Raw genomic sequence first — 20712 nt, 5'->3', positions numbered from 1 at the left:
GACGTGAGGCATTCGAAGCGCACCGAGATACTCGAGGCGAAACCGGTGAATCTGGACGGTTTCGTCGAGGAATGGCCCGAAGTCGGCATGGTCGCGATGGACAGCCCGTACGATCCGGAACCGGGTATCCGGGTCGAGCAGGGGACCGTCGTGGAGATGGACGGAAAGCCACGCGCGGAGTTCGATTTCATCGACCAGTTCATCGCCGATCACGCGATCGACGCCGATATCGCGCCGGAGGCGATGGCGCACAGTGCCGAGCACATCGCGCACCTGCTGATCGATGCCACGGTCTCGCGCCAGGCGGTGCTCGCCGTGGTGCGCGGGCTGACCCCGGCGAAGCTGCTCGCCGTGGTCAAGACGATGAACGTGGTCGAGATGATGATGGCGCTGCAGAAGATGCGTGCCCGGCGCACACCGTCCAATCAGGCGCATTCCACCAGCGCGCGGGACAACCCGGTGCAGATCGCCGCGGACGCCGCCGAGGCCGCGCTGCGCGGCTTCCGGGAACTGGAGACCACCCTGGGCGTGGTGCGCTACGCTCCGCTCGCGGCGATCGCGCTCCAGGTCGGGGCGCAGGCCGCCCGGCCGGGTGTGCTGACCCAGTGCGCACTGGAGGAGGCCACCGAGCTCGAACTCGGCATGCGCGGCATCACCGGATACGCCGAGACGATCTCGGTCTACGGCACCGAACCGGTCTTCTGCGACGGGGACGACACGCCGTGGTCGAAGGCGTTCCTGGCTTCCGCCTATGCCTCGCGCGGGATCAAGATGCGGTTCACCTCCGGGACCGGTTCCGAGGTGCAGATGGGCAACGCCGAGGGAAAGTCCATGCTGTACCTCGAAATCCGCTGCATCCTGGTCACCAAGGGTGCCGGGGTGCAGGGGCTGCAGAACGGTTCGATCAGCTGTATCGGCGTACCCGGCGCGGTACCGGCGGGCATCCGCGCGGTGCTCGCGGAGAACCTCATCGCGAGCACCGTGGATCTGGAATGTGCCTCGGGCAACGATCAGTCCTTCTCCCATTCGGACATGCGCCGCACCGCGCGGCTGCTGCCACAGTTGTTGCCCGGCACCGATTTCGTCTGCTCCGGATATTCCGGGGTGCCGAACTACGACAACATGTTCGCCGGGTCGAACCTCGATCCGGAGGACTACGACGACTGGAACACCATCCAGCGCGATCTGCAGGTGGACGGCGCGCTGCGGCACGTCCCGGAGGAGCGGATCCTCGCCGCGCGCGCCCATGCCGCGCGGGCACTGCAGGCCGTGTTCGCGCATCTGGAACTGCCGCCGGTCACCGACAAGGAGATCGAGGCGGTCACCTATGCGCACGGCAGCCAGGAACTGCCGCTGCGGGATGTGCTGGAGGATCTCAAGGCGGCGCAGTCGGTACTGGACCGCGGCATCACCGGGCTGGACATCGTCAAGGGGCTCGAAGCGGGCGGCTTCACCGAGATCGCCGAATCGCTGCTGACCGTACTGCGCCAGCGGATTTCCGGGGATCTGCTGCACACCTCGGCGATCCTGACCCCGGAGATGGAAACGCTGTCCGCGGTCAACGACGCCAACGATTACGCCGGACCGGGCACCGGGTACCGGCCGAGCGGGCAGCGCTGGGAAGAGATGAAGCGACTGCGTCACGTGGTCAGCGCGAGCAATCCCGAGGAAGAGGTGAGCTGAATGGGCCGCACGCTTTCCCTGACCGAACTCGGGCCCGCCACGCCGGGGCGGCACTCCGATGAGGTGGTGATCGGGATTTCGCCCGCGTTCGGGGCGTTTTTCAGCAAGACCATCGTCGAGCTGCCGCATGCCGAGGTGTTGCGCGAACTGCTCGCGGGTATCGAGGAACAGGGCATGCGCGCCCGGGTGATCCGCTATCGCAGCGGCTCCGATCTCGCGGTGATCGCGCACACCGCGGCGCGGTATTCCGGTTCGGGTATCGGTGTCGGCGTCCTTTCCCGTGGCACGACCATGATCCACCAGAAAGAGCTGCTGAAGCTGTCCAATCTGGAGCTTTTCCCGCAGGCGCCGCTGCTGGATCTGGAGACCTTCCGCAAAGTCGGCCGCAACGCCGCGCGCTACGCGAAAGGGGAGTCACCGGAGCCGGTCCCGGCGCGCAACGACTACATGGCCCGGCCGCGCTGGCAGGCCAAGGCGGCGCTGCTGCACATCAAGGAAACCGAGTTCGTCACGCCGCGCGCGGAACCGGTCGAGCTAGAGGTGGCCATCTCGCTGGCCGACGCGGGGTGAGCCGATGCTCGTCGTCGGGGTGGACATCGGCAACTCGACCACCGAGGCCTGTGTGGCCGAACTCGATGCGGGGTCACCGGTTTACCTCGGTTCGGCCCTGGCGCGCACCACCGGGGTGAAGGGCACCACCGAGAACCTGCACGGTGCCGAGCGCGCGATTCGCGCCGCGCTGACCGAGGCGGGCCGCGGAATGGACGAACTCGCGGCGGTTCTGGTGAACGAGGCGACCCCGGTGATCAGCGGGCTGGCCATGGAGACGATCACCGAAACGGTGATCACCGAGTCCACGATGATCGGGCACAATCCGGACACCCCCGGCGGTGCGGGCCTCGGGGCGGGCACCTGCGTGGCTTTCGCGGAGCTGCCCGGCCGCGCGGCGGGGGAGGAGGTGGTCTGTGTCATCGGCGCGGGCATCGATTTCGAGGACGCCGCGGCGGGCATCAACGCCGCCACCGCGCGCGGTGTGGTGGTCACCGCTGCCGTGGTGTGCGCCGACGACGCGAACCTGATCGTGAACCGGCTCGACCGGCCGATCCCGGTGGTGGACGAGGTCACCCTGATCGAGAAGGTGCCGCTCGGCATGCGGGCGGCGGTCGAGGTGGCCGAACCGGGCCATACCATCCGCACGCTGTCCAACTCCTATGGCATCGCCACCGTTTTCGAGTTGGACGCGGAGCGGACCAGGATGATCGCCCCGGTGGCACGCGCACTCGTCGGCAACCGTTCCGCGGTGGTCGTGCGGACCCCGGCCGGGGACGTCACCGATCGCCGCATTCCCGCCGGAAGCCTGACACTGCACGGTGAACGGGGACGGCGCACGGTCGGGGTGGCCGAGGGCGCCGGGGCCGTGATGGCGACGGTGCGCGGTATCGCACCGCTGATCGATGCGCACGGCGAGCCGGGGACTCATGCGGGCGGAATGCTCTCCCAGGTTCGGGACACCATGTCCGAGCTGACCGCCTCCCCGGTCGGCGAGGTCCGTATCCGGGATGTGCTCGCCGTGGACACCTTCGTTCCGCAGCGGGTGACCGGCGGACTGGCGGGTGAGTTCGCGCTGGAGAACGCGGTGGCGCTCGCGGCGATGGTGCGCACCAGCCAGGGCCCGATGGCGCTGCTCGCCGAGGAACTGCGCCGCGGTCTCGGTGTCGAGGTGCGCGTCGGTGGGGTGGAGGCGGACATGGCCGTGCTCGGCGCGCTGACCACGCCGGGCACCGACCGCCCGCTCGCGGTACTGGACCTCGGTGGCGGTTCCACCGACGCCGCGCTGGCCGCCGAACAGGTGCATTCGGTGCATCTGGCCGGTGCCGGTGATCTGGTCACCAAACTCATCGACGCCGAGCTCGGACTGGACGACACCGAACTGGCCGAGCAGCTCAAGCAGCATCCGCTGGCGAAGGCGGAGAGTTTCTTCCAGTTGCGCATGGAGGACGGCACCGTCCGGTTCCGCGATGAACCGTTGCCCGCCGAGTGCTTCGCCCGGGTCGTGGTGCTCGGCGAGCACGGCTTCCTCCCGGTCCCTGCCCGGCATCCGGTGGAGAAGATCCGCACCGTGCGGCGTTCGGCGAAACACCGGGTGTTCGTGGTGAACGCGGTCCGCGCGCTCGAACGGATCGCACCGGGCGGTGATCTGCGCGGTCTCGGTTTCGTCGTGGTGCTCGGCGGTTCGGCGCTGGACTTCGAGATCCCGGACATGATCGCCGAGGCGCTCGCGCCCTACGGGATCGTCTGCGGCACCGGAAATGTGCGCGCCAGCCAGGGGCCGCGCAACGCGGTGGCCACCGGGCTGGTCACCGCGCACGCGGCCCGCCCTGCCGAGGCCGCCCGGTGACCCGGCCCGCGGTGCTGGTCTGGCAGCACGACGCGCCGCCCGAATGCCTGCGCGAGGTGGCCGCCGGTCTGGAGGAGGAAGGTGTGCCGTTCCTCGTGGAGTCGCACCACGGAGCGGCGGCCGAACTCGCCGAGGGTGCCGCGGCGGCGTCCACAGTGGACATCGGAATCGGCGTGGACGCCCATGGGCGGATCTGCGCCCAGCACGCGAAGCTGACCGGCCGGGCACCGGTCGCGCTGGAGACCGCCGAGCACGCCCGGCTGCTCGGTCACAACGCCGCCCGCCTGGTGGTGGGGATCCCGTTGAAGCGAAAGGAGCAGCACCGGTGACCGCGAAACTCTCCCTCGCCGACGCACAGCGCGCCCTGGACGGCGCACTGGCCAAGGCCGACGAGATCGGGCAGCCGATGAACGTGGCGATCGTGGACGAGGCGGGCCATCTGGTGGCCTTCGCCCGCCAGGACGGCGCGATCCTCGGCAGCATCGACATCGCGATGCGCAAAGCACGCTCGGCGGCCTATTTCCGGATGACCACCGCCGAGCTGGGCGCCGCCGCGGCACCCGGCGCCCCGCTGTACGGCATCGAGCACACCAATGACGGACTGGTCATCTTCGGCGGCGGGATCCCACTGGCCAAGCAGCGCGGCGGGCCGATCGGCGCGATCGGGGTCAGCGCGGGCTCGGTCGAACAGGACACCGCGGTCGCCGAGGCCGGGCTCGCCGCCTTCCGCGGCAGGTAGCGCGGTTCAGCCGCCCGCGGCGGCGACCTCGTGCAGCGCCTGCCCGATCTCGCCGAGGTGCTGTCCCTGGCCTTTCCGGGTGGCCAGCAGCACGCGGCGGATGGGGCGGGGCTGACCGGAGAGCGGCAATCGGCGGATCCTCGCCGATTCGGGGATCCGCACCAGCCGGGGCAGGAGATAGACACCGTACCCCGCTTCGACGAGACCGAGGACGCTGTTCCAGTCGGTGGCGTAGTGCGCGATCCGCGGCCGGAAACCGGCGGCGGTGCACCCGCTGAGGGCGAGCGCGTGCTGTTCGGTGCTGGCGGGTTCGGGCATGATCCAGGTCTCCGATGCCGCCTCGCTCAGGTTCACCGAAGCGCGGCCCGCCAGGTGATGATCGTGCGGCACCACCAGGTCGATGACATCGTCGAACAGCGGGCTCTGGTCGAACCGCGGGTCGTCCCAGGTGGGGCTGTCGGCATTCGGGACGATCACCGCGAGATCGGCCTCCTCGCTGAGCAGCAGCTCGAAACACTCCGGTGTCTCCGCCTCGCGCAGGTGCACCCGCATCGCGGGATTGCGCTCCCGCAACGCCGAAACGGCCGGGATCAGCAGAGCCGCGAGCGCACTGGGAAAGCCGCAGAGCCGGACGGTGCCGAGCGGGTCCGCCTCGTGTTTGCGGATGTCCGCGGCGGCTTCCTCCCACTGCCGGAACAGCGCGTGCGCGTGCCGCAGCGCCAGGTGAGCGGCCGGGGTGAGTTTGACGCCCCGGCCTTCGTGAATGAGCAGCTCGACCCCGAGATCCTGGGCGAGCGCGCGGAGTTGCTGGGACACCGCGGACGGGGTCAGGTGCAGCGCCCGGGCCGCGGCGGTCACGCCACCACACTGCTCGAGCGCGCGGAGCACCTGCAGGCGACGCAAGTCGATCATTTAGTCCAATCTACAGGAATCTCTTCAAAATTGTTCAATTGACGTAAATGATTACCGGGCAGACAGTATGTCCCATGACCGAGACAGTTAACGCGGACGGCAATCCGATCCGGCTGGGCCTGCTCTATCCGGACACCCGGGGCAGCGGGGAAGACGACTACTTCACGCTGGCGCGGCGCATCGATCCCGCCATCCGGATCGGGCTTCGCTACGTTCCCTGGCCGGAAGGCACCGAGACGGCGCATCTGCTGGATGCTCCGGGCAAGCGCGACATCCTGCGCGGGCTCGGCGATGCCGCCGGGCTGCAGGCCGCGGCCCGCTCGGTCCGCGCCACCTCGCCTTCCGTGGTGAGCTGGACCTGTTCGAGCGGAAGTTTCCTGCACGGGCTCGAGGGCGCACGCCGGCAGGCGCAGCTCATCCAGGAAACAGCGGGTGTACCGGGAACCAGCACCTCGATCGCCTATGTCGCCGCCCTTTCGGCCTTGGGGATCACCCGCGTCAGCCTGGGCTCGGTCTACCACCCGATCGTGACCGACGAGCTGATCGAGTTCCTCGCCGACGCCGGTATCGAGACCGTCCACCGGATCGACCTGGACGCCCGATCCGATCGCGAGCTCGCGTCCTGGGACGGTTCCCGCTTGCTGGACATCGTGAACCGGTGCAGCAGCCCGGCCGCGGAGGCCGTGCTGATCCCGGAGACGGCGCTGCACACCGCCGTACATCTCACGGATCTTGAGCTGTGCGCCGGAAAACCGGTGCTGACCGCCACCGGGGTCACCCTCTGGCACGCGCTCCGGCTGATCGGAGTCCAGCACACCGATTCCAGGCTCGGCGCGCTTTTCGAGCAGGCAGACCAACCGGCCTCCGCCTAGCGCGGCCGGAACCCGACGAGACCGATCTCCGGAGGATCCCATGGGACCCGAGCTCTCTGCCTCCGCATCCGACGAACCCACACCCGCCGTCCGGCGCCGCGTGGTCATCGCCTCGGCGCTGGGCAACGCGAGTGAGTGGTACGACTACGGCGTCTACGGGTATGTCGCGGTCGAGGTCGGCAAGGCCTTCTTCCCTGGTGCGTACTCGACGATCGCGAGCCTGCTGGTCTTCGCGGTGTCGTTCGTGCTGCGGCCGCTCGGCGGGATCGTGTTCGGCATGCTCGGCGACCGGATCGGCCGCAACCGGGTGCTGGCGGCCACGATCATCCTGATGTGTGTGGGCACGTTCCTGATCGGCATACTGCCCACCTACCGGACCGCCGGAGTCTGGGCACCGGCCGGTCTGATCCTTCTCCGGGTCGTGCAAGGGTTTTCCACCGGCGGGGAGTACGGCGGAGCGGCCACCTTCATGGCCGAGTACGCCCCCGACCGCAAACGCGGTTTCTGGGGGAGTTTCCTCGAATTCGGCACCCTGTGCGGATTGGTCCTGGCCTCGGTGGTCGTCCTGTCGCTCAACGCGCTGCTCGGTGCCGGCGCGATGACCGAATGGGGCTGGCGCATCCCGTTCCTGATCGCGCTGCCGTTCGGGCTGATCGGCTTCTATCTGCGCTCCAGGGTGCGCGACACCCCGGTGTTCCGGGAACTCGCGGCCGAGGGCGGGCAACGGGAAACAGCGAGATTGCGCACCGTGCTCGCCTATTGGCCGGCGCTGTTGCGGATCGGTGCGCTGGCCGTGGCGCTGAACATCACGCAGTACACCCTGCTCGGTTACCTGGCCACCTACTTCCAGACCGCGGTCGGTTTCGGCAGCGGCCAGGCGAGCGGCATCCTGCTGATCGGTCAGGTGTGCATGCTGGCCGTCATTCCGCTTGCCGGTTCCCTTTCCGACCGGATCGGCCGCAAACCCTGCTGGTGGATCTCTTTCGGTGGCCTGCTCGTTCTGGCCGTTCCGATGTTCTGGCTCATGACCCGCGGGTTCGCTCTCGCCATCCTCGCGTTCGCGATTCTCGGGATCTTCTTCGTGCTGCAGCTCGGAAACACCAGCGCGACTTTCCCCGCCCTGCTGCCCGCCCACATTCGGTGCGTCGGGCTCTCGGGCTCCTACAACATCTGCACGGCAGCGCTCGCGGCCACCGCACCGCCGATCTCGGAAATCCTGATCGAATCCACCGGGAACAATCTCGTCCCCGCCTTCTACATGATGGCCGGCTGCGCGCTCGGTGCCGTTGCGCTGATCACGATGCCCGAGACCGCCGGGGCCTCGCTGCGCGGCCGGGACACCCCGGGGCTCGCCGCACCCGGCAGGCGTCCGCACAGCAGAGTCACGCGATAACCGGGCCGGCTGGTAGGAATGGGTGCGTGTCGAAGAAAGCCGGTGCTCCGCGCACGCGCAACCGTTGGGGGGAGGGTGAACGGCTGCGCGGGGAGATCCTGGCCGCGGCCAGCCGCTTGCTGTCCGGGCTCGATGGGGAGGACGGGCTGACCATCCGCGGCGTGGCCCGTGCGGCCGATATCGCACCGGCCAGCATCTACCAGCACTTCACCGATCGTGCCGCGCTGGTCGCGGGCCTGACCGACTACGAGTTCGCCCGGTTGCACACCGCGATGATGGCGGCCAGGGACCGCGTGGACACCGGCGATGCGGCGGGCCGTGTGCGGGCGATGCTGCACGCCTCGTGCCGGTTCGCGATGGACAATCCGGGGCACTACCGGCTGATGACGGCCGGTGGGCCGCCGCGAACCGGGCAGACCGGGCCGCTGGCCGAGGTGATCGACCTGCTCGTGGACGGTTTCGCGCACTGCGAAGCGGATGGGATCGCGCTCCGGGTATCCGCGCGGCGAGCCGCGGTGATCGCGTTCGTCGGCGCGCATGGCCGGGTCGTCCTCTTTCAGAACTCCGCCAAGCACGCCGATATGGACTCCGTGACCTCGTTCGTCGACGAGTTCCTTTCGCTGGTTTTCGCCTGAAACACGGCACTTTCTCCCCGGTTCGTCCCGCTGGACAACCCTTCGCAAGTCACCTAACATGTGTTCAGTAAGTCTCCGAACACTTGTTTGGTAACTGTCGTGGGAGGGTCGCGATGTCAGAGCTCGTGTCCGGGACACGGCGGGCGCCGGGGATCGTCGATGTGCACGCCCATTTCCTGCCCGCTGCGTATCGGCCGGGCTTGGCGCCGGAGGCACGCCGGGCGTTCGCGGCGATGTCCGATGAGCCGGGGATGATCGATCAGCGCATCGACATGATGGACGAAGCGGGGGTGGCACGGCAGGTTCTCTCTCCCGGAAGTATGGCGCCGTACGCGCGGGAGCCCGGAACAGCGGTCACAACGGCCCGGTTGCTCAACGACAGCTATGGTGAGCTGGCCGATTCCCGTCCCGCCCGATTCTCCTCCTTGGTCTCGCTGCCCCTGCCGCATGTCGAAGCCTCCCTCGAGGAAATGCGGCGCGGCCTGGACGAGCTGGGCATGGCCGGGGTCGCGCTCAGCTGTTCCGTGTTCGACCGTTCCACGGCCGAAGAGGAATTCGAGCCGCTGTACGAGGAAATGAACGCGCGCGGAACGACCCTCTTCTTCCATCCCTGCCAGAACGGCATCTGCTCACCGTTGATCAACGACTACGGCTTCACGACGGCGGCCGGGGCCTCCCTGGAGGACACCGCTATCGTGCTCCAGTTGATCAAGCGGAACATCCCGGTTCGCTACCCGGACATCAAGATCATCATTGCGCACCTGGGTGGTCTGATTCCGATGCAACTGTCCCGGCTCGATGCCCAGGCGAACACCCCGGACCTGCTCGCCCCGCCGAGCACGATGGCGCGCAGCCTCTACTACGACACCGTCGGATGGGGTTCGCAGGCCGCCCTCCGATGTGCCTGCGAGGCCTTCGGCGCCGATCATCTCGTGCCCGGGAGCGACTTCCCGGCATTGCTGACGGTCGAGTCCTATGCGCGGACGTTCGAGTACGTCAAGGAATCCCGGTTGTCCGAACGGGAAATCGGGACGATTCTTTACGGCAACGCGCCGGCGCTGTTCGGCTTCGACGAGCCGATTCCGGTGTGAATCAGGAAAGGGGCGACGTGTTTCGGCTGGATCATCTCTGTCTCGGTGTCCGCGACCTGGCCGACGGGGTCCGCAGGATTCATGCGGAAACCGGGCTCGCCTACTACGACGGTGGCGCGTTCGCCGCCGGTATCGCGAACACGATCTTTCCGCTCGGCGGGGACGCCTATCTGGAGGTCGAGGCGGTCACCGTCCCCGCAGCCGAGCAGGAACCGGAGGTCGCGTGGTTCGACCGGGTCGTAGCGGACGGCGACCGATGGATGTTCTGGAGCCTGCGCGCCGACACCCTCGAGGAGATGACCGCGGTCGCGCAGCGGCTCGGTGGTGAGGTGGCGCGGGTGCCCGGCCGCGTGCAGCCTGACGGAACCCAGCGCGTCATCACCACCGCGCCCGGGCCCGGCCGCGCGCTCGACACCTGCTGGCGCCGCGGACTACCGAACTGGTTCTACCGCGCGGATCCGGCCACCAACCCGGATCGCGGGTTGACCGGACACGGTGAGCGCGGGGCGGCCGTCACCCGGCTGGAGATCGGTGCCGACACCGGGGAACTGGCTGAGCACATCGGTGCCGAGACCGTCGACCGGTTGCCGCTCGCGATCGTGCCCGGTAGGCCGGGCGTGCACGCGGTGACGGTGCGCACCGGGTCCGGGCGCGAGGTCACGCTGCGCCGGGACCCGGCCGAGCTGTAGCCCCCTCGGGGAGGAACACATCGAGGAGCGGCTGGCTCCGGTAATCCCAGTGAAGTCCGTCCGAACCGATCGGACACCGTCCCGAAGCGAAGGCCCGCTGTCCCTTCGCGGGGAGCGAGGGTGACGAGGCGTCGATGGTCTGTTGCCAGCGGACCGAACCCGCGAGCGGCGTCGGCGGGCCGGGCCGAGGAGGAACACCCCGATCCGAAACCGGCGGACAATAGCTTAGGTCCGGGCACCGGGCTGGGGGTCGGGGTACGGGGTCTCCACTTTCAGCACGTCCGCTAAAACGTTGAAATGATCCAGGTTCCGCCATCTGTCGTGGTCGCCGATCACGAAGAGGCGTCGTTTGGCCCGGGACACGGCGACATTGAGCAGATTCGGTTTCGCGGCGGCCCATTCCCGGGCTCGGGTGTTGTGGGGCTCGGTTCCGAGAACGAGGATCACCACGTCCGCCTCTTGGCCTTGCACGGTGTGCACGGTGCCGACATTCGTGTCGGCGAAGGCCCAGCCGTAGTGCGCGGCGGCGATCCTCTTGATTCCCCGCACGACGCGCCGGAACGGGCTGAGAATTCGGATGTCCCCGGGTGCGATGTCCCACGCTTCGAGCCGGCTCAGCAACTGTTCGAGCGCGCGCCCCTCGGCCGGAACCCAGTGTCCATCGGCCTGCCCGGACGGGACGTGGATCCAGGAGTTCACGCCGGGGAACGAACCGCGTTCATGGGTGCCATGAATCATCAGGGCACCGTTGTAAGCGATTTTGTTCGATACCTCGAACATCGGCTCATCGCAGCGCCGGTGTACTCGCAACGGCGAACCCACCCATTTCGGCCGTTCATCGCCGGGACCGGCCAGTGTCGTGCCGTAGCAGGCCAGCCGATCGGCGATCTGCTGGGCGGACGTGTTCTCCGGCGTCCATTGCGTGGAGATACGATAGTGCTCGCGCAAGGCGTGTTGCGCGGACAGCGGCAGGGAAACGATGGGTTCGAGCTGCTGCGGGTCACCGACGATGACGCTGCGCCGGGCACGCCAGATACCGCCGACGGCTTGCTGCGGGGTGGCTTGTCCCGCCTCGTCGACGAAGAGCCAGCCGAAGGTCTCCTCGGTGAGCCCCCGGAAGAGCCGGGGCAACGCGGCGAACGTGGTCGAGACGACCGGCACGACGAGGAACAGCGACCGCCACACCGCCTCGAGAGCAGACGGTTCGATGGCCTGGCCGTCCTGGAGTACGGCCATCATCACCCGGAGGTTGCCCCAGAGCCGGGGCTCCGCTCCGAGCACGAATGCCTTGTGCAGGCGCAGCGCTTCGAGGAACAGGGTGTTCCGCGCGGCGGTGAATTCCTGGTCGGCCCACGGAGCGCAGAGCTGGAAGCGGTCCTCGTCGGGTTCGGCGTCCTGCGGAGGTATCGAGCCGGGCCAGCGTGCTCCCGCGGCCTCGATCCGTTTCCGGAGGGCGACGATCTGGCGATGGGCCTCGGCCAGCGCGTCTTCGTGTCGCCGGCACTGCGTGAGGGCCTCGGCATGAGCCGACCTGGCCTGCTCGGCCTCGTACTGGACCTGTTCGAGGTAGTGGCTCGCCTGCTTGCGCAGGCCGACGAGCAGTGTGTTCTGGGTGCGCCAGTCATGTACGACACGACGCCGGGACCACAACGCAGCCCAGAATCCCGGCTTGCCGGCACGATGCTGTTGGTACTGTGCTTCGAGCATCTGCCGTTGCCGGGTGGCCCGTCCGAGTTGTGCTTCGGCCGCGGTGACCGAAGCGCGGCCTGTTTCGCAGTCGGACCGCGATCGCCGGATCGTGTCCTCGAGCGCCCCCAGTTGCCGTTGCCATGCATGCAGTTCGTTGACCGCGTCGGCGACCTGCTGGCGTTGCGCGGTGAGCCGTTCGACCTCAGCCTCCGCCTCGGTGAACCGGCGGACCGCCTCGGCCCAGGTGTCCGCGGTCATGGGTTCGGCACTTGCCTGCTTGAGAATTCTTTGCATCCCCGGTATTTGCTCCGCCGGGTTCTCGGCGTCAGGGTGGGACTGGGGCCGCCCCCACCAGAATCGTTTGGCGAACCTGCTCGTGTTGCTGCGTTTGCCCAAGGTCGCCGCGACGAGTCCCCATGCGGGTGCTTCGAGCACATGACCGGCCAGCTCGGTGAAGTAGTCAGCCGCCGCCACGTCTTCGGTGCGTTCCACCGCATCCGCACCGGGGATCTCCGCGGTGATGTTTTCGGCGGCCTTGTTACTGGTGGTCGCGACGATGACCTCGTACCCGGTCAGTTCGGGGCGTGGCGCGTACACCGATGCGGTCCACTTCTCGGTGCGCAGTTGCTGGACCTCGGCACCGAATGCGTGCACCGGATGGCTGAGCCGCAGACCCACGATCGCTCGGGCCCGTTCGACCACGATGCTCGCGATGACATCCCGCAGCATGGTCGTCTTCCCGGTTCCCGGAGGACCGTTCACCGCGAAGATCCCGGCCCCGGAACCGAGCTCGGCCATGACCTCGTTCACCGCGAACTGCTGGCTGAGCGCCAGCGGCTTGGCCAAGGCACTAGGCCAGCGCCCACCCGGGATCCGCCGCGGTGCGACACCGGCGAGGAGCGCGGCCGGGGCTGCGCGGACGTCGATGCGCCCAGCGCGGCCCGTTTCCGCGAGATAGGACAGGAGGCCCGCGCCGGCGGCACCCGAGCGGACCGCGTCCTCAATGTCGCGTAGGTCGTCACTGAGAAAACTGTTCAGGAAGTTCTGTTCGTTCGCCTCGTCCGCCGTGGTGTCGCGTACCTGAGTGCATTTCACCCGGATACCGCTCGGGCCAAGGGATTCGCTCAGATCGAAGGCACGGACAAGAGCGGTCACGAAGTCATCGAGTAGCTGAGCCGTCATGCACGAAGGGGGCACGCTCAGCTCGGTGCTCCGGGGGCTCGATGCGCCCTGTTCCGTCCTCACCTCTGACCGGGTCAGCGTCCCGGCGGTGTTTCGGGAGAGCATTTTCTCCACGAACTTCGCGGCAACGGCGGCGGCGATCCCGCCGAGCACCGGGCCGAGTACCGAGCCGAGAATCGCCGAGGTCGCCGCCTTCGTGCTCTCCGTGGCGCCGGTGCGCAGCGCCTCGCCGGTCGCAGCCGTGAGCTTTCCGGTCGAGGTCCCGTTCGTCTCGGACGCGAATTGCCGCATCTCCTGGCTGTGGCCCGGAGATGGTGTCAGTCGATTCAGGGCCGCCACGAACTGGCGTTCTTCCGACTCGAAGCCCTCCAGCCAGTTCGCGGAGCCCGGGCCGGGTGAACCGAGCCGGCCGATCGCCCAGCAACAAGCGGACAGGGTCGCCGAATCAGCGAGGAGTGATCCGGTCCCGTCCAGGGTGAACGCGAACAGCGCACTGTCTCCGGTTATCCGTTCGATAACCGGGTTGCTTTCCCCGAAGACCTCGATCAGCGTGTCCCGGACCGCGGCCAGCTTGAAGATGCCACCGTATACACTGAATTGCCAGACTTTCCCCCGAGGCAAGCGTCGGCGTGCGATCCAGTGCTCGGGATCCCAAGGGGGCAGCTGATCGGCGGCGAGATCGAGCACGATTTCCGAAGCCTCGGCGCGGACAGGTGACGGACTGAGTTGTGGGATAGTCTGCGGGCTGAACATCTCCACCGCCCGCCAGAATCGCACTATTCGTGCTGCGCGGGAATCAGCAACCACGAACCGGCCCCCTCTCGTCATTCGGGCCGTACGGTACCGGCGCGGCCCGGTCGTGGCCAGGAAAGTCGCCCACCTGGCCTATTCGCACCGGTAATTTGCCACCGAGTCATCAGTGGCACACGCCGATGACGACAAACCGGGGAAATGTCCGAATCTGGATGAATGTTCGTATTTTGCAGGCTCGCCATTTTTTGGCCGTGATCCGATTTCGCGGTGTTGTGGCCGAATACGGTCATCGCGCTGTTATGTGTGCTATTCGGACATGCTTGCGTGCCGTTGTTACCGCGGAGTGGGTGGCCTGTGGAAAGGGGCAAGGCGATGTTCGGTTTCGCGGCCCGGAGCGGCGGGCATCATCTCCGGTGCCCAGCGGGCGCCAGCACCCGAGCCGGATCGGAAGGCAGGCCATGACTACTGCGGAGGACGAGGAAAGCGTCGGCGATATCGCGATCGTCGGTATGGCCGGCAACATGCCCGGTGCGCCCGATCTCGCCGCGTTCTGGACACAGCTGTGCGCGGGGCGGGACGGGATCACCCGGATGACGCGGGAGGAACTGCGGACCGCGGGGGTCCCGGCCGAGCTCGCCGATGATCCGGCGTTCGTCCCGGCCGCCGGTGTGCTGCCCGGTATCGATCGGTTCGACGCGGCCTTTTTCGGTTATGACCGCGGCGAGGCCGAACTACTCGACCCGCAGCACCGGCTGTTCCTCGAATGCGCCTGGCACGCTTTGGAGGACGGCGGGATCGACCCGGACCGTCTCGACGGTCTTGTCGGTGTGTTCGCCGGTGGCGCACCCAGTTCCTATCTGCTCACCAATCTTCTGGCGAACGACGAGATAACCCGTGCGGTCGGGCCGGACCAGTTGATGCAGATCAACGAGAAGGATCTGATCGCCTCGCGGCTGTCCTACGCGCTGAACCTCGGCGGGCCGTCGATGAGCGTGCAGAGCTGTAGTTCGACCGCCCTGGTCGTACTGGCTCAGGCCGCTACGAGCCTGCTCACCGGCGAGTCCGATGTGGTCGTCGCCGGTGCGGTGTCGATCGTGGTTCCGCAGCTGCCGGGCTACCTCTACCACGAAGGCAGCCGGCTCGCCCCGGACGGTGTCAACCGGGTTCTGGACGCCGGCGCGAACGGCAAGGTTCCCGGCAACGGTCTCGGCGTGGTCGTGATGCGACGGCTGGAGGATGCGCTCGCCGATGGCGACCGGATCTACTCGGTGCTGCGCGGATGGGCGGTCAACCACGAGGGATCCGCGGGGCGCCGGGCGTTCAACCTGCCCGGTGTGCCCGGGCAGGCCGCGGTGATCGAACAGGCGCTGGCCGCCGCAGGGGTCGGCCCGGAGGATATCGATCACGTCGAATGCGATGTGATCGGCACACCGTTCGGTGACGCGGCCGAACTGTCCGCGCTGCAACGGGTGTTCGACGTCGAGGGAGTGGATCGGGTCACGCTCGGCGCTTCCGACGGCAACACCGGGCACATCAACCAGGCGGCCGGGATCGCCCGGGTCCTCAAGGCGTCACTCGAGTTGTACCACGAGAAACGAGCCCCCGCCGTCCACTTCGAACGGCCAAGCGAGCAGCTGGCGCACGCACACGGCAGGCTGGCCGTGCAGACCGGGCTCGACGAGTGGCCGCGCGGCGAACGCCCACGGCTGGCGGGGGTTACCGCGTACGGATTCGGTGGCACCGACGCACATCTGGTGCTGCAGGAGGCACCGATGCCCGGGGAAACCGGCCGTCCACCGGCCCGGCCGCACCAGGTACTCGTCTGGTCGGCACGGACGGCGGAGGCTACCGATGCGGCGACGGCGCGATTGCGCGAATCCTCGGCCGAGTGGACGGATCTCGCGGATGTCGCCTACACGCTCCAGTTCGGCCGCAAGGCGTTCGGGCACCGGCGGATGGCGGTCGTGTCCACTGTGGACGATGCGGCCACCGCACTGGGATCGGATACCCGGGTGTCCGCGGCATCCGAGGTCGGGCCGCGGCGGGCCGGGCTGCTGCTCGCCGGGGTCGGCGAGCAGTACGCGGGCATGGCGGGTGGCCTCTACCGGACCGAGCCGGAATTCCGCGCCGCGATCGACGAATGCTCCGCTCTGTTCCACGGGGAACTGGGTTTCGACCCGATCGCGAGCCTGGTCGGTGAACGGGCCGGAAACGGCAACGACCTCGCCCGGTTGCTCGGCCGCGAGACCGGCCGGGAATCCGCCGACACCACCGTGGTGCAGCCCGGGGTGTTCGCGATCGGTTACGCACTCGGCAGGCTGCTGCGGGCCTGGGGGATCGAGCCGGAAGTGCTCGCGGGCTACAGCGTGGGGGAGTTCGCCGCCGCGGCCTTGGCAGGCAGCCTCACCCTGGAGGAGGCGACCGGGCTCGTCGCCACCCGGGCACGACTGATCGCACGCCTGCCCGCCGGTGCCATGGCCGCGGTCCCGTTGTCCGCCACCGAACTGCGCGAGGTGGCCGGGGAGCCGATGATCTCGGGGATCGAGGTGGCCGCGGTGAACGGCCCGCGGATGATCGTCATCTCCGGTCCGGTCGAGGCCGTCACCGAACTGACCGGAAAGCTCGCCGAGAACGGGGTCCCGGCGCGCCCGCTGCGTACCACGCACGCCTTCCACTCGCGTGCGCTGCGCCCCGTCGCGGCCGAACTGACCGCGTGGGCGCGTGCCAATCTGGATCCGCGGGCACCGGATGTGCCGTATCTGTCGAACGTCACCGGCGAGCCGATCACCGCCACACAGCTCGGCGATCCGGGTTACTGGTCCGAGCACATGTGCCGGCCGGTCCGGTTCTCCACGATGATCCGGCAGTTGGCCACCGAATGGCCCGCGACGGTGCTCGTCGAACTGGGCGCGGGCCAGTCGCTCGGTTCGATGTTCCGCGGCCATCCGGACTTTTCCCGTACCGGCTGGGAACAACTGGTGCCCTCACTGCCCGGCGAAGCCGATCCGAGGACGGACACCGAAATGCTCGCCGAGGCGCTTGGCCGGCTCTGGCTGTCCGGAGTGGACATCGACTGGGGCGCTTATCACGCGGGCCGGGCACCCCGGAAGACCACGCTGCCCGGTTACGTCTTCGACCAGCAGAGCTATTGGGTCGAACCGAGTGCGCACGCGGCCGGGATCGGGCTGCCGTCCGGCGCGGGCGAGCGGCGGGTGTTCCTCGTCGACACCGACACCGACGAAACCGGTCGCGCGCTCGCCACCCGGGTGGCCGCCGAGCTCGGCGCGGAGCTCGTGTTCGGCAAGGACGCCGAGCGGGCGCGGCGCGAACACGGGCGGCTCGACGGTGTCCTCGACCTCACCACTGCCGGCAACACGAGCGCCGGACCGCGGTGACCCGAATCAGGAGGTGTACCGACCATGGACCCGACAACCGGATCTGCGCCGATCGAGGTTCCCCCGTTCGCGGTGATCTCCGGATCCCAGGTGCGCGAAGCCTTGCGGGGCAAGGAGAACGAGATCGTGGAGCTGGTCGAGCGGACCTACCGGCTGCACGGCGCCGGTGAATCGGTCAACCCGCCGTCCTATTTCCTGCGGTTCCCGGACCGACCGGCGGACCGGATCATCGCACTGCCCGCCTCGATCGGCGGGGCAGCGCGGGTCGACGGACTGAAATGGATCTCCAGCTTCCCGGACAACATCACCTCCGGTATCGCCCGGGCATCGGCGGTGCTGATCCTCAACGCACACGACAGCGGATATCCGTTCGCCTGCTTGGAAAGCTCACTCATCAGCGCGACGAGGACAGCGGCATCCGCGGCACTGGCCGCAGACCGGCTCAGCCGCGAGCGGCCGCGGCCAGCCCGGATCGGTTTCGTCGGCACCGGCCTGATCGCCCGCCATATTTACGCATTCCTGGAGGCGACCGGCTGGTCCTTCGAGCGGATCGGGGTGCACGACCTTTCCTCGCAGCGGGCCGCCGAGTTCGGCGGGGAGCTGGAGAGCTCGGGCACCACGGGCAGCGTGGTCGTGCACGACAGCGCCGAGCAGCTGATCCGTGCCAGCGATCTGGTCGTCTTCGCCACCGTGGCCGGGAAACCGCACATCCATGACCCCGGCTGGTTCGGTCACGACCCGCTCGTCCTGCACGTGTCCCTGCGCGATCTCGCACCGGAGATCGTGCTCGATTCGGCCAACATCGTCGACGACATCGACCACTGCCTCAAGGCGGAAACCTCACCGCATCTTGCCGAGCAGCGCACCGGCGGCCGCGCCTTCCTGACCGGCACCCTCGACGAGGTCCTCACCGGACGAGTGCGCCCACCGGCCGACCGGACCGTGATCTTCTCGCCGTTCGGCCTCGGCGTGCTCGACCTCGCCGTCGGCAAGTACGTCTACGATCGGATCGCGGGTTCCGGCGCACTGCACGTGATCGAGGACTTCTTCCCCGGGCCGCGCCGGAAGGGTTAGCGCGGCCCGCCATCCGGTGCACAAGGAGACGATCGTGCCAGTCATCACCGCGCCCGAGAACTACAATGCGGAAGAGCTCTACGTCGACCTCCGCCCGAGTTTCGGGCAGCCGCTCTACTTGAAATGCGAGGGTTTCAACTTCGCGGGCTCGATCAAGCTCAAGGCCGCGACCGCGATGGTGGAGGCCGCCGAACGAGACGGCCGGTTGAACGCGGAATCGGTCCTCGTGGAGTCCTCCTCCGGCAATCTGGGTGTCGCGCTGAGCATGCTGGCGGCCAGCAAGGGATATCACTTCGTCTGTGTCACCGATTCCCGGTGCAACCTCGCCACCCGGCGCGCGATCGAGGCACTGGGCAATGACGTGCACATCGTCACCGAACCCACTCCGCGGGGCGGATTGCTCGGTGCCCGGATCGACCACGTCCGCGAACTCTGCGCCGCGGACGACCGCTACGTCTGGCTCGACCAGTACCGGAATCCGAACAACTGGCAGGCACACTATCGCAGCACGGCACCCGCCATCGCCCGGATGTTCCCCGACATCGACACGCTCTTCGTCGGTGCCGGAACCACCGGCACGCTGATGGGCTGCGCGCGGTATTTCCGCGAACGGCACCGGCCGGTCCGGATCGTCGCGGTGGACGCCGTCGGCTCGATCATCTTCGGTGGCACACAAGGACAGCGCAACCTGCCCGGTCTCGGCGCGAGTGTCCGCCCCGTGCTTCTCGATGAGTCCTATGTGGACGATGTGATCCTGGTGCCGGAACCCGACACCATCCGAGCCTGCCATCGCCTTGCCCACGCCGGGTTCCTGTTCGGCGGCTCCACCGGAACCGTGGTCAGCGGCGCCATCGGCTGGCTGACCGCGCACGGCCACGGGAGCGGCACAGCGGTCGCGATCGCCCCCGATCTCGGCGAGCGCTATCTCGACACCATCTATCAGACGAACTGGGTCCACGGCCTCTACGGCGAGGACGCCTGCGAATCCCGGCACCACGCGGACAGCTGAACCGCCCGCGGATTCCGGCGGGCGAGTACCCGGCTGGCCCGATGCCAGAAACCCGCCCGCACAGTGTCCGGCGCCTCGCCCGGACCGTATGCTGGAAAGCTGTCGGCGCGGTGTGGTCCTGGGGCCCCGCGAGGTTCGATGAACAATCTGGAGTGCCGGTCGTGCGTATCGGAGTTCTGCAGGCCACCGGCGATCCGGAACGGCCCGCGCGCAATCTCGCCGTGTTGCGCTCTGCCGCGGGCGACGCGTCCGCCCGGGGCTGCGGTGTGCTCGTCACACCCGAGCTGTTCCTGCCGGGCTATGCGCCGCGGCTGGTCGCCGGGAGGGACGGGGACGAACAACGGACCGCTGCTGCGGGGCTGGCCGCCGAGTTCGGGTTGCACCTGGTCGTCTCCACCGTTGAGCACGATGGTTCGAAGCGATACATTTCTGCGCATCTGTTTGCACCGAACGGTTCCCGGGTGTTGCGCTATCGGAAAACACACCTGTTCGGCGAGGAGAACGAGGTGTTCGACGCGGGCGATGCGCCGTCGGCCGTGGCCCGGATCGAGGGGATGGCCGTCGCCCTCGGTATCTGCTTCGACGTGGAGTTCCCGGAGTACGTCCGTGTCCTGGCCGATGCGGGGGCCGAGCTGTTGCTGGTGCCTACCGCGGTGCCCCGGCTGACGGCGGCCGAGGCGGAGCTCTACGAGGCCGATTTCGTCGTGCAGCGCATCGTTCCGGCGCGGGCGATGGAAAGCACCGTCGCGCTCGCGTATGCCAATCAGGCGCGCCCGGGCTTCATCGGCTCCAGCAGGATCATCGGACCGGCGGGCGATGTGCGGGCGAGCGCGGGCCGGGGTGGGCCGGAGCTGGTCGTGGCCGAGGTGGACGGGGTCGAGGTGGGGAGAGCCAGGGCGGTGCTGCCCTACTTGTCCGCGCGCCGTCCGCGGATCTACCGGGCCCCGGAGCCGGAATCGAGCCAGGGTGAGCTACCGGGGAGTCGGGTCGGTGTGCCGCGTACGGGCGCCTCGTCCGGTGCTGCACGGCTCCGCCCTGGCGAAATGTAATCCAGGGCTCGTCCGGTGCCCGGTTTTGTGGGAATTCCGGATGTAGATCTGTGTTTTGAGCTATTTCGGTGGGCGCGATATTAGGAAATTGCTGCACGTGCATTTACGGTTCGCGTTCGAGCGGGCACCGGGAGTGGCATTCGGCGCCT

The 20712-nt window shown here is 68.3% G+C and carries 16 protein-coding genes; 14 read left to right on the top strand and 2 right to left on the bottom strand.

Features of this window, described 5'->3' with window-relative positions; all coding sequences use genetic code 11:
* The first annotated feature begins 3 nt into the window (after window positions 1-3).
* The 5 genes from AD72_RS27505 to AD72_RS27485 are packed head-to-tail and all read left to right on the top strand — an operon-like array spanning window position 4 to window position 4820.
* Complete coding sequence (locus AD72_RS27505) at window positions 4-1683, top strand: propanediol/glycerol family dehydratase large subunit (protein ID WP_031469516.1); 1680 nt, start codon at window positions 4-6, stop codon at window positions 1681-1683.
* On the top strand, window positions 1684-2253 hold the full coding sequence (locus AD72_RS27500; RefSeq protein WP_031469515.1) for a propanediol/glycerol family dehydratase medium subunit: 570 nt from the start codon (window positions 1684-1686) through the stop codon (window positions 2251-2253).
* A 4-nt stretch (window positions 2254-2257) separates the two neighbouring features.
* Complete coding sequence (locus AD72_RS27495; protein WP_031469514.1) at window positions 2258-4081, top strand: diol dehydratase reactivase subunit alpha; 1824 nt, start codon at window positions 2258-2260, stop codon at window positions 4079-4081.
* Window positions 4078-4410: a glycerol dehydratase reactivase beta/small subunit family protein gene (locus tag AD72_RS27490; protein WP_031469513.1), complete on the top strand. Its 333-nt coding sequence runs from the start codon at window positions 4078-4080 to the stop codon at window positions 4408-4410. Before AD72_RS27495 ends, AD72_RS27490 begins: the two co-directional genes overlap by 4 nt.
* Window positions 4407-4820, top strand: a complete 414-nt coding sequence (locus AD72_RS27485; RefSeq protein ID WP_031469512.1) for a GlcG/HbpS family heme-binding protein — start codon at window positions 4407-4409, stop codon at window positions 4818-4820. The genes AD72_RS27490 and AD72_RS27485 overlap by 4 nt, the downstream gene beginning before the upstream one ends.
* A gap of 6 nt (window positions 4821-4826) precedes the next feature.
* Here the strand turns inward: AD72_RS27485 and AD72_RS27480 are convergent, their stop codons facing one another.
* Window positions 4827-5732, bottom strand: a complete 906-nt coding sequence (locus tag AD72_RS27480) for a LysR family transcriptional regulator (RefSeq protein WP_031469511.1) — start codon at window positions 5730-5732, stop codon at window positions 4827-4829.
* Between the two features lie 74 nt (window positions 5733-5806).
* On the opposite strand from AD72_RS27480, the gene AD72_RS27475 reads away from it, so the two are divergent.
* The 5 genes from AD72_RS27475 to AD72_RS27455 all read left to right on the top strand — a co-directional run bounded on the left by AD72_RS27475 (window position 5807) and on the right by AD72_RS27455 (window position 10412).
* Window positions 5807-6604: a maleate cis-trans isomerase family protein gene (locus AD72_RS27475; protein WP_051899080.1), complete on the top strand. Its 798-nt coding sequence runs from the start codon at window positions 5807-5809 to the stop codon at window positions 6602-6604.
* A gap of 40 nt (window positions 6605-6644) precedes the next feature.
* Complete coding sequence (locus AD72_RS27470) at window positions 6645-7997, top strand: MFS transporter (RefSeq protein ID WP_051899079.1); 1353 nt, start codon at window positions 6645-6647, stop codon at window positions 7995-7997.
* 26 nt (window positions 7998-8023) lie between these two features.
* Window positions 8024-8632, top strand: coding sequence for a TetR/AcrR family transcriptional regulator (locus AD72_RS27465; RefSeq protein ID WP_031469508.1), 609 nt, complete (start codon window positions 8024-8026; stop codon window positions 8630-8632).
* A gap of 113 nt (window positions 8633-8745) precedes the next feature.
* Entirely contained in the window at window positions 8746-9723 is a 978-nt protein-coding gene (locus AD72_RS27460) for an amidohydrolase family protein (protein ID WP_051899078.1), read from the top strand.
* A gap of 17 nt (window positions 9724-9740) precedes the next feature.
* Window positions 9741-10412, top strand: coding sequence for a VOC family protein (locus tag AD72_RS27455; protein WP_231644985.1), 672 nt, complete (start codon window positions 9741-9743; stop codon window positions 10410-10412).
* A gap of 225 nt (window positions 10413-10637) precedes the next feature.
* Here AD72_RS27455 and AD72_RS27450 read toward each other — a convergent pair whose 3' ends face one another.
* A complete protein-coding gene (locus tag AD72_RS27450) occupies window positions 10638-13970 on the bottom strand; it encodes a DEAD/DEAH box helicase (RefSeq protein ID WP_051899077.1) in 3333 nt (1110 codons plus the stop codon).
* Window positions 13971-14494: 524 nt separating this feature from the next.
* Here AD72_RS27450 and AD72_RS27445 point away from each other — a divergent pair.
* From AD72_RS27445 to AD72_RS27430, 4 genes are all read left to right on the top strand, one after another.
* Entirely contained in the window at window positions 14495-17431 is a 2937-nt protein-coding gene (locus AD72_RS27445) for a type I polyketide synthase (protein WP_031469504.1), read from the top strand.
* Window positions 17432-17455: 24 nt separating this feature from the next.
* A complete protein-coding gene (gene sbnB / locus AD72_RS27440; RefSeq protein ID WP_031469503.1) occupies window positions 17456-18505 on the top strand; it encodes a 2,3-diaminopropionate biosynthesis protein SbnB in 1050 nt (349 codons plus the stop codon).
* Window positions 18506-18539: 34 nt separating this feature from the next.
* The gene (sbnA, locus tag AD72_RS27435; protein WP_031469502.1) at window positions 18540-19514 is read left to right on the top strand and encodes a 2,3-diaminopropionate biosynthesis protein SbnA; all 975 of its coding nucleotides are present in this window, start codon (window positions 18540-18542) and stop codon (window positions 19512-19514) included.
* Window positions 19515-19675: 161 nt separating this feature from the next.
* Window positions 19676-20563: a nitrilase-related carbon-nitrogen hydrolase gene (locus AD72_RS27430; RefSeq protein WP_197285093.1), complete on the top strand. Its 888-nt coding sequence runs from the start codon at window positions 19676-19678 to the stop codon at window positions 20561-20563.
* The last annotated feature ends 149 nt before the right edge of the window (window positions 20564-20712 follow it).

The organism is Sciscionella sediminilitoris, assembly GCF_000737195.2.
Lineage (GTDB): Bacteria > Actinomycetota > Actinomycetes > Mycobacteriales > Pseudonocardiaceae > Sciscionella > Sciscionella sediminilitoris.
This window is presented reverse-complemented; position numbering and strand designations above follow the sequence as displayed.